The following is a 13,324-nucleotide window of genomic DNA, read 5'->3' as shown; positions in this document are numbered from 1 at the left end:
AGCCCGGGCGCGACCGGTGACCCCACGGCCGAAGGGCCGGCGCCCCCGGGGTTGGCAGCACCTCGGGTCAACCCCTCGTGCGGGTGACGGGAGTGGTGCGTGCGCCCCCCGGGGTGACGGCGGTCGGGCCGTCAGACCGCCGCGGCCTCGCGGTCGCCCGACTCGGCGACGACGCCCGCGACCCGGCGCAGCTTCTTCATCGGGGCGAGCTCGGAGTCGTAGACCTTCTTGACGCCGTCGCCCAGCGCGGTCTCGATCGTGCGGATGTCGCGGACCAGACGCTGCAGGCCGCCCGGCTCGACGGAGGCCGCCTGGTCGGAGCCCCACATGGCGCGGTCGAGCGTGATGTGGCGCTCGACGAACGCGGCGCCCAGCGCCACCGCGGCCAGCGTGGTCTGAAGGCCCGTCTCGTGGCCGGAGTAGCCGATCGGGACGTTCGGGTACTCCGCCTGGAGGGTGTTGATGACGCGCAGGTTGAGCTCCTCGGCCTTCGCCGGGTACGTCGACGTGGCGTGGCAGAGCAGGATGTTGTCGCTGCCGAGCACCTCGACCGCGTGGCGGATCTGCCGCGGCGTCGACATACCGGTGGAGAGGATGACCGTCTTGCCGGTGCCGCGCAGGGCGCGCAGCAGCTCGTCGTCGGTCAGCGAGGCGGACGCGACCTTGTGCGCCGGGACGTCGAACTTCTCCAGGAAGGCGACGGCCTCGGTGTCCCACGGGGAGGCGAACCAGTCGATGCCGCGCTTCTTGCAGTGCTCGTCGATCTGGCGGTACTCGTCCTCACCGAACTCCACGCGGTGGCGGTAGTCGATGTACGTCATCCGGCCCCAGGGGGTGTCGCGCTCGATGTCCCACTGGTCGCGCGGCGTGCAGATCTCCGGCGTGCGCTTCTGGAACTTGACCGCGTCGCAGCCGGCGTCGGCCGCGGCGTCGATGAGCGCGATGGCGTTGTCGAGGTCGCCGTTGTGGTTGATGCCGATCTCACCCGTGACGTAGACGGGGTGGCCCGGCCCGGCGGTCCTGGTGCCGAGGGTACGCAGACGGGACGTGCTCATGGGGGGTAGTTCCTTACTGCTCGGGAGTGTTGTGGGACGTGGCAGGGGCTGGGGGACTGCCTGCTGGGGTGTGGAGAAGGGTCGGGCCGAGAAGCCAGGCGGCGATCTCGCGGATCGCCCCCTCACCGCCGCGGGTGGTAGTGACGGCACGCGCGGCGGCGCGTACGGATACGTGAGCGCTCGCGACGGCCACGGGCCAGCCGGCGAGGTCGAAACACGGAAGATCGTTGACGTCGTTGCCGACGTAGAGCACGCGCTCGGGCGCGATCCCTTGTTCCTCGCACCACTGCTTGAGGGCGAGGTCCTTGCGGTCGACGCCGTGCAGGACGGGGATCCTGAGCTTGCGGGCGCGGGCGGCGACCACCGGGTTCTGCTCGGTGGACAGGATGAGCAGGGGCAGACCGGCGTTGCGCAGATGCGCGATGCCGAGGCCGTCGCCGCGGTGCACCGAGACGGTTTCCCTTCCCTCCGCGTCGATGTACACCCGGTCGTCGGTCTGGGTGCCGTCGAAGTCGAGGACGACGGCGTCGACGTCCTCGCGCGTGGGCAGCGCGGGGGTGTCGAGGAGCGGGGCGAGCGCTCGGGCGCGCGCGAGATCGTGGGGGTCGTCCACTTCGAGGACCCGGGCAGGGTCGGTGCGGACGAGGGCGGTGCGGCCGAAGAAGCGGTGGCCGGCCTCGCGGAACCCGGTGGCGGCCATGGCGTACGCGGCACCCGTCTCCAGGAAGTCCTGCGGACGGTCCTGGCGGCGCGGGCGGAAGGACGCGTCGTGGTTGACGCCGCGGCCGCCGGAGGCGGTGCCGGCGAGCAGCGCGGTGGTGGCGCCGGTGCGCTGTGCGCCGACTGCGGGCCCCTCGCCCCCGTACTCGCCCGCGCTCCCGGCCTGTTCACCCGCGGTGTCACCCGAACCGGGCAGCGGCTCCTCGGCGTCCTCGCGCCAGACGAAGCCGTGGAACGGGGCCACGGTCACCGCGCTGTCCGCGCCGCGCTCGGCGACCGCGGCGGCCACGCCCTCGACGTCCTCGCGGCTCAGGAACGGGCTCGTGCACTGGACGAGCAGGACCACGTCGACCTGGACGCCGTTCAGCGCCTCGAAGGCGTCCATGGCGTGCAGGACGGCGGCCTCGCTGGTGGCGGTGTCGCCGGCGATCGCGGCCGGTCGCAGCACCACCTCGGCGCCCGCGTTCCGGGCCGCCGCCGCGATGTCCGGGTCGTCCGTGGAAACCACGACGTCGGTCACCAGCCGGGCGGCGAGGCTCTCGCGCACGGCCCGCGCCACCAGCGGCACTCCGCCCACGGGCGCCAGGTTCTTGGCCGGTACGCCCTTCGAGCCGCCTCGGGCGGGAATCACGGCGAGGACGGTCATCTGGGCTCCTGGGTACGTCAGTTGCGGGTCTGCGCCGGTGCTCTCGTGGGTCACAGCTGGCCCATCCGGCGGATGACGGGGGCGACGCGCTGCACGCCGTGGCGGTACGCGCCGCGCGCCACCTCCCGTACGGCGTCGCGCATCACGCGCCGGACGCCGCTGATCTCGGCGGTCTGCGCACCGCCCTGGAGGGGGGTGCCATCGGCAGCGAGGTGGTGGCGGGCGAGGATGCCGGGCAGATAGCCGGGCGCGGTGGCAGGGGTGTAGTACGGCGTGATCGGCGGCAGTTCGGGCTTCTCCAGCAGCAGCGCGACGCGCTCACGGGCGGCGTCGAAGGCGGAGTCATAGGTCCCGTCGGCCGCGACGCCCTGCCGGGACAGCCAGTCCGGATCGGGGACGGGCCGGTGGCCGCCGTCGAGTCGGTCCCACGAGGTGAGCAGCCCGGAACCGAGGAAATGGTGGTTGCCGAGTGCCTCGCGCACACCGAGGTCGGTGAGGATCGCCGTCGGTATACCGCGGTGCAGCGACTCCAGCGCCGCCGTCGAGGAGACGGTCACCAGCAGATCGGTGCGGTCGAGAACCTCGCCCATGTTGCCGTACACCAGACGGAAGTTGGGCGGGAGGCCGCCGGGCAGCTTCTCGGCGAGCTTCTGGTACGGGAGCTCTTCGAGGTGCGTGGTGTGCTCGCCCGGACGGGAGCGCAGCTTCAGCAGCACCTCTCGGCCGGGGTGCAGACGTGCGTGCTCGACGAGCCGTCGCAGCAGGTGGGTGCGGTGGGCGCGGGATTCCGGGACGGAGGGCTGGGCGGCGAAGACGACGGTGTCGCGGCCGGCCTCGGGCCGGTAGGGAGCCCCGCCGAGGAAGGGCAGTGCGGCCTCGGTGACGGACGAGGCGTCGGCACCCACGCCTTCGTACACCGCGCGGAAACGGTCCACGTCGTGACGGGAGTTGGCGAGGACGACGTCGGCACCGTGCCGCAGCAGCAATCCGTCGGCGAGCTTCTCGTAGACGACTCCCACGTACCCGGTGACGACGACCGGGCGCAGCGGCATCTTCAGCGCGGCCAGCCCGTGCAGCAGGGCCTGGACCGCACCGCCGACGAGGGCGAGCACGATCACGTCGTACGTGTCGTCCTTGACGGCGTGCAGGAACTCGTTCGCCGTGACCTCGCGCAACTCGTCCGCCTGCACACCGACCTCGGCGAGCTGGCGGGCCGTGGGAGTGGCCCGGCCGCGCAGCAGAAAGCCGCTCAGCTCGAAGGAGTCAGGGGTGTCGTCCGGGGTTATGCGACGCGCTGTGAGCGCGCCCCATTTCCACCGGGTGTCGGAGTCGGCGAGTACGGCGACCCGTACGGCCTCGCTGGTACTTGATGGCACGCCGAGGACGTTAGAAAGGCATTCCGTTTGACGGCCCAACTCGACCACAACAGATGGTTAACAGCGCGTCTACGGTTAGCGAAAGCGGCCCGGAACCTGGTGGATCAACCGCCCCGTCGCCTTCTGTTCACCCTTCATCTTTGCCAGGGACAGAACGAATGCCGGGTCCCGCCCTAGCCTCACGGGGGTGGTCAAGCTCTCCGTCATCGTGCCGTTCTACAACGTGCAGACATACGCGCCCGACACCCTCAGAAGCCTGCAGGCGAACGCCCGCGAGGACTTCGAATTCCTCCTTGTCGACGACTGTTCGAAGGACGGGACTCCGGAGATCCTCGAGCGCGCGGAGCGGGAGGTGCCGGGGGCGCGGGTGATCAGACACGAACAGAACGGCGGTCTCGCCACCGCCCGCAACACCGGTCTCGACGCGGCGAGCGGGGAGTATCTGGCCTTCCTGGACGGCGACGACTGGCTCGCGCCGGGCCACTTCGAGCATCTGCTCACCGCCATGGAGGACCTGGGCTGCGACTTCGTGCGCACCGACCATGTGCAGTGCACGGCCAGGGCCCGCACGGTCCACCGCGTCCCGGTCGGCCGGCGGGGCGAGGTGCTGCGGCCGCGTGACGCGATCCTGCCCGCCGACCGCTCGACCGGTGTGGACTACCCCTTCGCGTGGGCCGGGATGTACCACCGGCGGCTCGCCGACCGCGGGCTGCTGCACTTCACGCACGGTCTGCGCACCGCCGAGGACCGGCCGTGGATCTGGCGGCTGCACCGCGAGGCCGAGACGTTCGCCGTGATCAGCCACCTGGGGATCTTCTACCGACGCGGTGTCGCATCGTCCCTGACACAAATCGGTGACATTCGGCAGCTGGATTTCATCCGGGCATTCGACCAGGTACTCGAAGAAACGGCGCAGGATCCGGATTCCGCGCGACTTCTTCCCAAAGCGGTGCGCACATACTGTGCGGTCATTTCTCATCACCTGGGATCGGTGGAGAGGTTCGAACCCGCGGTGGCACGAAAATTGCGTGCGATGAGCGCGGCCGCGCTGAAACGGATGCCGCAGGACATTTTGAAGGAAGCGCTCGACTCGATGGACACCGAACGCGCCTCGCGTCTGCGCAGGCTCCGTCGCCGTCCCTCCCCCCTCTCCTCGGAGGCCGCGGCCTGATGCCCACGACCCAGATCTTCTACGCCTCCTCGCTCTACGGTGCGGCCACGCTGTCCGCGGCGATCGACAGCGGCTGCTTCCCGACCGCGGACCGGCGGCTGCTGCTGGTCGCCAACAACGCCACGACGCCGGAGACCTCGCCCTCGCTCGACACCATGCCGGGCTTCGAACGGCTGCGCGGGCGCTTCGACGGGGTGATCTCCTGGAACGAGGCGATCTCGCCCTTCCATCCCGGCGGCTGGTCGCCGCGCCCCGACGACGGGCCCCTGTGGGAGCGGTATCTGCGCATGCTGTGGGACCTCGGCGACGACCGGATCGAGCTCGCGGTCGAGTCGATCCAGGTCACGCCGGCCCTCGCGATCGCCCAGCTCTTCCCGGACGCGGCGCTGGACGTCTACGCGGACGGGCTGATGAGCTACGGCCCCACCCGCAGCAAGATCGACCCGCTGGTCGGCGAGCGGGTGCGCACCCTGTTCCATCTCGATCTGGTGCCGGGCCTGAAGCCGTTTCTGCTCTCGGAGTTCGGGGCGAAGCCGCAGGTCGTCGCGACCGAGGCGTTCGTCAAGGTCGTCGCCGAACTGTCCGACGGCGTCGAGGAGACACCGGCGCAGGCCGCGGTCGGCGAGGGCGCCGCACTGCTGCTCGGCCAGTACCTCGCCGCGCTCGGCATCATCACACCGGCGGAGGAAGAGGCCCTGCACGTGCGGATGGTCCAGGGCGCGGTCGCGCTCGGCCATCGCCGGATCGTCTTCAAGCCGCACCCCACGGCGCCGGCGTCCTGGACCCGGACGCTGGAGCGGGAGGCGGTGGCACTGGGCGCGGAACTCACCGTGCTGGACCGCCCGGTGCTGGCGGAGGTGCTCTACCGGCAGCTGCGTCCCGCGCTGGTGGCGGGCTGTTTCTCGACCGCGCTGTTCACGGCGAGCACGTTCTACGGCATTCCGGTGGCCCGGATCGGCACGGAGCCGCTGCTGGACCGGCTCACGCCGTACCAGAACAGCAACCGGATCCCGCTGACCGTGGTCGACGCGCTGGTGCCGGACCTGGCGGAGGGCGAGGCCGGTACACCGAAGGCGGCGGACGAGGAACTGACCGGGCTGCTGAGCGCGGTCGGTTTCGCGATGCAGCCGCAGATCAGGTCCGATCTGCGCCCGGAGGCGGAACGGTACCTCGGCGGCAGCCTGAACGGCCGGACGTGGCGCTACTTCAAGCGCCGCCGCCTGACGGTGCTGGGCCTTCCGGGAGGCATCCCGGTGCCCCGGCACGCGGCCGTACGAAGGGTGGCCCGCAAGGCACGCCGCCTGAAGAAGCTGGCGCTGGGGTAACGGGTCGGGGGCGGAGGCGCTGTCGGCCGGTGGGCCGGGACGGATCTGTGCGCTGCGGGTGATCACCGCCGTCATGAACCGGCGGAGCCCGCGGTGCCCCCGAGCCACGGACCTGCGTCCCGCGGGGTCAGCCGGCCGTCAACCGGACCTGCCTCCTGCGTGATCAGCCGGCCGTCAACCGGACCTGCCTCCCGCTTGGTCAGCCGGCCGTCGCCCGGACCTGCCTCCTGCGTGATCAGCCCGCCGTCGCCCGGACCTGCCTCCCGCGAGCGTCAACGCCGTCGCGCGATGCCGCGCCCGGCGGCGAAGCCCGCCTCCGCGCCCGCCCCTTGCCGAAGGACATCAGCGTCATGCGGGGGCCCGCCGTGTCCCCGCCGCCGCGGGCCTGCGCCTGCGTGAGGACCCGCCGCCCGGCGGAGCCGGACACCCCCGGCCCCCGTTGTCGGCGGACACCGCCGTGACAGGCCCCGCCAAACCGGCGAGCGCCGTTCACCGGGCCCGGCACCGCGCCGGCACGGGCGACGTTCCACGACGGCATCACGGACGAGGAGTACGTCCGCGCCCTCAAGGTGCTCCAGCGGATGTCCACAACCAGGACGGCAGGACCTGCCACCCGTGACCGGCACCCGGCCCGGGGCCGCTCCGGTCAGCTGCTGCTGAGCGAGAGCTTCACCGCGAAGCCCAGGAACAGGGCTCCCGCCGCCGAGGTGGCTCCCGCCGAGAGCCGCTTGCGGCGGCGGAAGGCCTCCGCGAGATGAGTGCCGGTGAAGATCAGCACGGTCAGATAGAGGAAGCTCGCCAGCTGCGCGAGCGCGCCGAGGACCACGAAGGACAGCGCCGGGTAGGCGTACGCGGGGTCGACGAACTGCACGAAGAAGGCGATGAAGAAGAGGATCGCCTTCGGGTTGAACAGGCTGATCACCAGCGCCCTGCGGAAGGGCCGCTCGGAGTCGGTCGCGGTGTCCGGGGAAGCTGCATCCCGCTCCACCGCCCGCTCACGGCGCGTACGCCACATCGACCAGGCCGCGCGCAGCATCCCGATCGCGAGCCAGGTCAGATAGCCGGCGCCGGCGAACTTCACGATGCCGAACAGCACGGCGTTGGCCTGGAGCAGCGAGGCGACGCCCGCCGCCGAGAGCACCATCAGCACGGTGTCGCCGCACCACACACCGGCGGCGGCACGGTATCCCGTCCGCACACCGCGTCGCGCGGCGACGGAGAGCACGTAGAGCGAGTTCGGCCCCGGCAGGAGAATGATCAGGACGAGGCCCGCGAGATAGGTCGGCAGATCGGTGACACCCAGCATGAGGCGGAGTCTCGCACACGGGTACGACACTCCGCCTCGACGTTTCGCATCACGGAATCAGAAGGCGTCGGCGGGCACATAGGTGCCCCAGACCGCGCGCAGCGCGTCGCACACCTCACCCACCGTGGCCCGTGCCTTGAGCGCGTCCTTCATCGGGTAGAGCACGTTCTCCGTGCCCTCCGCGGCCTTCCGCAGCGCGGCGAGCGCGGCGTCCACGGCCGGCTGGTCGCGTTCGGCCCGCAGCTTCGCCAGCCGCTCCGCCTGCTGCGCCTCGATCGCCGGATCCACCCGCAGGGGTTCGTACGGCTCCTCCGCGTCGAGCGTGTACCGGTTGAGGCCGACGACGACGCGTTCACCGCTGTCCGTCTCCTGGGCGATGCGGTACGCGCTGCGTTCGATCTCGTTCTTCTGGAACCCGCGCTCGATCGCGGCGACGGCGCCGCCCATGTCCTCCACCCGCTGCATCAGCGCCAGGGCCGCCGCCTCCACGTCGTCCGTCATCTTCTCCACGGCGTAGGAGCCGGCGAACGGGTCGACGGTGGCGGTGACGTCCGTCTCGTAGACCAGGACCTGCTGGGTCCGCAGCGCGAGCCGGGCGGACTTGTCCGTCGGCAGCGCGATCGCCTCGTCGAAGGAGTTGGTGTGCAGCGACTGGGTGCCACCGAGGACGGCCGCGAGCCCCTGCACGGCGACCCGCACCAGGTTCACCTCGGGCTGCTGCGCCGTCAGCTGCACGCCTGCCGTCTGCGTGTGGAACCGGAGCATGAGGGACTTCGGGTTCTTCGCCCCGAACTCGTCGCGCATCAGCCGCGCCCAGATCCGCCGCGCGGCACGGAACTTGGCGACCTCCTCCAGGATCGTCGTCCGCGCGACGAAGAAGAACGACAGGCGCGGCGCGAAGTCGTCGACGTCCATGCCGGCGGCGACGGCGGTACGGACGTACTCGATGCCGTCCGCGAGCGTGAACGCGATCTCCTGTACGGGCGAGGCCCCCGCCTCGGCCATGTGGTAGCCGGAGATCGAGATGGTGTTCCACTTCGGGATCTCGGCCCGGCAGTACCGGAAGATGTCGGCGATCAGCCGCAGCGACGGCTTGGGCGGGAAGATGTAGGTGCCGCGGGCGATGTACTCCTTGAGCACGTCGTTCTGGATGGTGCCGGTGAGCCGGTCGGCCGGGACGCCCTGCTCCTCGCCGACGAGTTGGTAGAGCAGGAGCAGCAGTGCGGCCGGCGCGTTGATGGTCATCGAGGTGGAGACCCGGTCGAGCGGGATTCCGCGGAGCAGCACCCTCATGTCGTCGATGGAGTCGATGGCGACGCCGACCTTGCCGACCTCGCCGTGCGCGATGGGGGCGTCGGAGTCGTGGCCCATCTGGGTGGGCAGGTCGAAGGCGACCGAGAGGCCCGTCGTGCCGTTGGCGATGAGCTGCTGGTAGCGGGCGTTGGACTCCACCGCGGTGCCGAAGCCCGCGTACTGACGCATCGTCCAGGGCCGTCCGGTGTACATCGAGGGATAGACACCGCGGGTGTAGGGGAACGCCCCGGGCTCCCCCAGCTGATCGGCCGGGTCGAACCCCTCCAGGTCGTCCGGTCCGTAGACCGGTTCGATGGGCAGTCCCGACTCGGACTCGCGCGCCATGTCTCTGCCTCCGCTGGAGCTACTCGCCGGTAACCGTTCTCGCGACGGACTGTAGCGGCGGGTCCGCGACGGTTCGAGAGCCGTCCGGTGGGACCTTGCTCACAGCCTTCTCCCCATGATGCGCGGGATTGCGCAACCGAGCAGAGCGGGAATCCATCTCAGCATGCACACAGAACACACGGGGGGCGACATGCTTCGGAACACCATCGGCAGAACCATCGCCGCGGCCGCCGTACTCGCGGTGACCGTCGGCTGCACGGCCCAGGCGGCCGTACCCGACCGGCCCGCAGGGGCGGACGGCAAGCCGGGCACCTCGGCGCCCGCGCCGGAGGCGACACCCACACCGACCCGTCCGGCGCCGGCCACGCCGTCCGGGAAGCCGAAGCGGACGCCCGCCGCGCCGAGCGCGAGCGCCGAGCCCGCCCTGGTGCTGATGGCCCGCGGCTCCAAGGGTGAAAAGGTGCGCGAACTCCAGGCCAGGCTCGCCCAGATCGGCTGGTTCGACGACACCCCGACCGGTACGTATGGCGCGGTCACCGCCGGTGCGGTGAAGGGCTTCCAGACCAAGCGCGGACTGCCGGTCACCGGCGACACGGACACCGTGACCTGGCAGAAGCTGCGCGGGATGACGAAGAAGCCGACAAGCGACGAGTTGCAGGGCAGGACGGTCAACAAGCCCTCGGCCAAGCTCGACCCGCGCTGTCTGACCGGCCGGGTGATGTGCGTCAGCAAGACGAGCCGCACGCTGTCCTGGGTGGTCGACGGCACAGTGCGGTCCACGATGGACGTGCGCTTCGGCTCGCAGTACACACCGACCCGTGAGGGCACCTTCAGTGTCTTCGCCAAGTCGAAGGACCACGTCTCGACGATCTACCACACACCCATGCCGTACGCGATGTTCTTCAGCGGCGGCCAGGCGGTGCACTACTCGGCGGACTTCGCGGCCCGCGGCTACAACGGCGCGTCCCACGGCTGCGCCAACGTCCGGGACAGGGGGGCGATCGCCTCGCTGTTCGCGCAGGTCCGCATCGGCGACAAGGTCGTCATCCACTGGTGAGACGGCCGGGGGCCGCAAGAGAGGTGAGTGGCGCGGGCGGGACCGGGGGAACGTGTCCCGCCCGCGCCATGTGCGCCCAGCCGTAGGTACGGGGGGAACCCCGGCTCGGGCGCGGCCGATGACCAGTCGGCTCACTCTCTACTGCGCCAACGGCTCAAAAAATGTCACACCGCGTGGGCACGGCCGGAAAATGCCTGGTCACAAGAGCGGGACGAGCTTGCCCACGGACGGCTGGGGGCCATTTTCGGACGCGGCGCCCGGGGTGTCCTGCTGCAGCGGTGTCCAGGAGACGGGCGGCTTGGGTCCCTGCGGCCGGCCGTCGGAGTCCGAGCCGTTACCGCCGTCGCCCTTGTCGTCCTTGTCGTCGTCGTTGCCGCCGCCGTCGTTGCCGCCGCCGTCGCTGCCGCTTTGGTCCTGGCCGCCGCTCTTCGCGTCACGGTTCAGCAGCTCGGCGCAGAACCGCTCGACGCCGCCCTGGCCCTTGGCAGCGATCTCCAGCTTCTTGCGGTGCTCGGGCGGAAGCGTGCCCTTGCGGTAGTCGAGGCAGGCCGCGACCGTCTTGCGGTACAGCTCGGCCCGCCGCTTGCTCTTGGCGTCGTCCTTGTCGGCCTGCGGCGGGCCGGACTTCTCGCCGTCGGGTCCGGTGGAGGTGCCCGACGGGTCCGGGTCCTTCACCGCCCCGCCGCTCTCCGCCGGAGGGGCCGAGGGCGAGGCGATGGGATCGGGCGACCGCATGGGCGAGCCCACCGCGCCGTCGGGCGATTCGCTGGGCACCGGTCCGGGTGTCTCCGCCGCGGAGACGGAGGACGCGGGCAACGGGGTGTCACCGCCGAAAGGAGTCGGCAGCAGGCCGGTTCCCGCCGCGACCGCGACACCGCCGAGCGCACAGCCCGCGACGAGCGCCGCGACACCGAACCGCACGGGCCGGCGCAGCCGCACGCCCAACGCGGCGCACGGCGAGGGGGCGAGGCGTACGGTCCCGATCGCACTGCCCGCCTCGGCGTCCGCCCTGCTCTTGCGAAAGGCCGCCAGCGCGGCGGCCTCACCCGGCATCTCACCGTCCTCGGGATGGACGGGGACCTCCGGCCTCCCCGCTGCGAAGAGGGCCCGGGTCAGCTCCGCGGCCTGGGCACGGGCGTGCTCGTCCGACGTCCTGACCGGCTCGCCGCGCAACAGCTGTTCCGCCGCTTTCCTGTCAAGCCACTCGTACCGCTCGTCGGCCATCACATGTCCTTCTGCGTCCGCGGCCGCGAATGCGTCACACCGGCGGGTGCCGTGGCACCCGGCCGGAGACCGCGCTGCGGAGGTACGCCGTTCAGATCCGCGGCGCGTTCGGCGGGGCCCGCGACCGTGTTCACCGCGTCCGCATCGGCGACAGCACCGTACGCGTTCGCAACGGAAGCCACGCTCTCGGGGTCCTCGTACTCCGGTGCCTCGAGGCCGTCCAGGCTCTCCGCGCCGAGCAGCTCGGCCAGCCGCTTGAGCCCGCGGTGCGCGGCGGTGCGTACGGCCCCGGGTCGTTTGCCCAGCGCCTTGGCGGCGCTCTTGGCGTCCAGCCCGACGACCACCCGCAGAACGACGGCCTCGGCCTGGTCCTGGGGCAGTTGCGCGATGAGGGCCATGGTGGATCCGGTGGCGAGGGCTTCGATGGCTTCGTCGGCGGTGTCCGACTCCGCCGGCCTGCCGGTGAGTTCGCTCTCGTCGCCGCCGACGGCCGGGCGCCTGCCCCGCATCCGGATGTGGTCGAGCGCGCGGTTGCGGGCTATTCGGGCGGCCCATCCGCGGAAGCGGTCCGCGTCGCCGCTGAACCGGTCCAGGTCGCGGGCGATCTGGAGCCAGGCCTCGGATGCGACGTCCTCGGCCTCGGGCTCGCCGACGAGCGTCCGTACATAACCGAGCAACCGCGGGTGCACGGCGCGGTACACAGTCCGGAAGGCGTCTTCGTCCCCGTCCTGTGCCGCGAGCACCGCGGCGGTGAGCTCCGCGTCGTCCCCCAGCACTACCTCAACCTTGTTCCGAATCGCAGCTGGTCATCACTGCCGCGCCCCCGTGCGCGAATCAGCACGCTACGTCGTCCCGGGGGCCCACGTCCATGCCTTGTACAACTTGCAACAATTGCCGACCGGCGCCGTGTGACAGAAAACGCCCGTCCGGCGCTGAGAGAAGTACGGGGTGGCTCTGCGACCCCGGCGGACGACGACCGGGGCCTCTCCTGTGGGGGGTGGCGGCCCCGGTCGTCCTTCCACCGCACCCGTCCCGCTCCCGCTCAGAGCAGCATCCAACTCTCACCGCCGCACACGGGCACGCCGGGAGACGACCGCACGCAGAATCCGCTGCCCCTCGGTCGACACATCGAGCGCCTGCCGCAGTCCGACGCCGCCCTCGCCCTCGGCGAGGATCTCCAGGACCTGGATCTGCCGCCGCACTTCCCCGGCCACCAGGGGCCCGGCGCTCGTCGGCTCCCCCTCGCGGCAGCTCTTGAGCACCTCGACGACGTCGGCCGCCTCCGGCTCCCCCTCACCCGGCGACGCGTCGAAGCGGTGGTGGAGCTCCAGCGCGGCGACGGAGCAGTCGTCCGCCCATTCGCGCAACGGCTCCCGCTCCCACTCGGACGGCGCGGCACCGAGCATCTGCCGCACCAGAACGGCGGCTTCGTCGCTGATGGTCTCGCTCTCCATCGCCTGCCTGGCGGCGCCCAGCCGCATGGACCAGTCCTCCTCGCCGTCCACCAGACCCGCCCACAGCGGACGCAGCACATCGCTCTCGGACGCGAGCAGCGGCAGACAGCGGTCCAGGCATGCGAGCCCGCTCGCGGCCAGACCTCTCTCATCGGCCTGTGCGATCAGCTCTCTCAGGCACTTCGACGCCACCGGACGCCTCCCATCGCGGACGCAGTACTTCCCCTTACTGCGCCCCGTGGCTCAATTGCGTCACTGCGACGAAGCGGGAAACCCCGTCCTTCCAGGGATCGGAGGAGAAGTCTCCCGAAGCCGTGTTCGGGCCGCTTGGCGCAAAGTACTCCGTCCGGTG

The 13,324-nt window shown here is 71.3% G+C and carries 11 protein-coding genes; 3 read left to right on the top strand and 8 right to left on the bottom strand.

Features of this window, described 5'->3' with window-relative positions:
* Positions 1 to 131 precede the first annotated feature (131 nt).
* From ABTX78_RS07260 to ABTX78_RS07250, 3 genes are read right to left on the bottom strand one after another with little or no spacing between them, the layout of a single operon-like run.
* Positions 132 to 1,055 (bottom strand): N-acetylneuraminate synthase family protein, encoded by a 924-nt coding sequence (locus ABTX78_RS07260; protein ID WP_352205801.1) that lies wholly within the window; start codon positions 1,053 to 1,055, stop codon positions 132 to 134.
* Positions 1,056 to 1,068: 13 nt separating this feature from the next.
* Positions 1,069 to 2,421, bottom strand: coding sequence for a cytidylyltransferase domain-containing protein (locus tag ABTX78_RS07255; protein WP_352205800.1), 1,353 nt, complete (start codon positions 2,419 to 2,421; stop codon positions 1,069 to 1,071).
* A 50-nt stretch (positions 2,422 to 2,471) separates the two neighbouring features.
* Entirely contained in the window at positions 2,472 to 3,797 is a 1,326-nt protein-coding gene (locus ABTX78_RS07250) for a DUF6716 putative glycosyltransferase (RefSeq protein ID WP_352205799.1), read from the bottom strand.
* Between the two features lie 187 nt (positions 3,798 to 3,984).
* On the opposite strand from ABTX78_RS07250, the gene ABTX78_RS07245 reads away from it, so the two are divergent.
* Both ABTX78_RS07245 and ABTX78_RS07240 read left to right on the top strand, forming a co-directional pair.
* Positions 3,985 to 4,968, top strand: a complete 984-nt coding sequence (locus ABTX78_RS07245) for a glycosyltransferase family 2 protein (RefSeq protein ID WP_352205798.1) — start codon at positions 3,985 to 3,987, stop codon at positions 4,966 to 4,968.
* Positions 4,968 to 6,293 carry an alpha-2,8-polysialyltransferase family protein gene (locus tag ABTX78_RS07240; RefSeq protein WP_352205797.1) on the top strand — a complete coding sequence of 442 codons (1,326 nt, stop codon included), beginning with the start codon at positions 4,968 to 4,970 and terminating at the stop codon, positions 6,291 to 6,293. Before ABTX78_RS07245 ends, ABTX78_RS07240 begins: the two co-directional genes overlap by 1 nt.
* 646 nt (positions 6,294 to 6,939) lie before the next feature.
* Here ABTX78_RS07240 and leuE read toward each other — a convergent pair.
* Positions 6,940 to 7,599 carry a leucine efflux protein LeuE gene (leuE, locus tag ABTX78_RS07235; RefSeq protein WP_352205796.1) on the bottom strand — a complete coding sequence of 220 codons (660 nt, stop codon included), beginning with the start codon at positions 7,597 to 7,599 and terminating at the stop codon, positions 6,940 to 6,942.
* Between the two features lie 57 nt (positions 7,600 to 7,656).
* On the bottom strand, positions 7,657 to 9,237 hold the full coding sequence (locus tag ABTX78_RS07230; RefSeq protein WP_352205795.1) for an acyl-CoA mutase large subunit family protein: 1,581 nt from the start codon (positions 9,235 to 9,237) through the stop codon (positions 7,657 to 7,659).
* Positions 9,238 to 9,427: 190 nt separating this feature from the next.
* On the opposite strand from ABTX78_RS07230, the gene ABTX78_RS07225 reads away from it, so the two are divergent.
* Positions 9,428 to 10,294, top strand: a complete 867-nt coding sequence (locus tag ABTX78_RS07225) for a L,D-transpeptidase family protein (protein WP_352205794.1) — start codon at positions 9,428 to 9,430, stop codon at positions 10,292 to 10,294.
* A 198-nt stretch (positions 10,295 to 10,492) separates the two neighbouring features.
* Here ABTX78_RS07225 and ABTX78_RS07220 read toward each other — a convergent pair whose 3' ends face one another.
* The 3 genes from ABTX78_RS07220 to ABTX78_RS07210 all read right to left on the bottom strand — a co-directional run bounded on the left by ABTX78_RS07220 (position 10,493) and on the right by ABTX78_RS07210 (position 13,164).
* Positions 10,493 to 11,518: a hypothetical protein gene (locus ABTX78_RS07220; RefSeq protein ID WP_352205793.1), complete on the bottom strand. Its 1,026-nt coding sequence runs from the start codon at positions 11,516 to 11,518 to the stop codon at positions 10,493 to 10,495.
* Positions 11,518 to 12,294, bottom strand: coding sequence for an RNA polymerase sigma factor (locus ABTX78_RS07215; RefSeq protein ID WP_352205792.1), 777 nt, complete (start codon positions 12,292 to 12,294; stop codon positions 11,518 to 11,520). Before ABTX78_RS07215 ends, ABTX78_RS07220 begins: the two co-directional genes overlap by 1 nt.
* 285 nt (positions 12,295 to 12,579) lie before the next feature.
* Positions 12,580 to 13,164, bottom strand: a complete 585-nt coding sequence (locus ABTX78_RS07210; RefSeq protein WP_352205791.1) for a hypothetical protein — start codon at positions 13,162 to 13,164, stop codon at positions 12,580 to 12,582.
* Positions 13,165 to 13,324 lie beyond the last annotated feature (160 nt).

Origin of the sequence: Streptomyces sp. NPDC096193 (assembly GCF_040302905.1) — a bacterium.
Lineage (GTDB): Bacteria > Actinomycetota > Actinomycetes > Streptomycetales > Streptomycetaceae > Streptomyces.
Note: the sequence above shows the minus strand (reverse complement) of the source record. Positions and strands in the feature narration are given on the sequence as shown.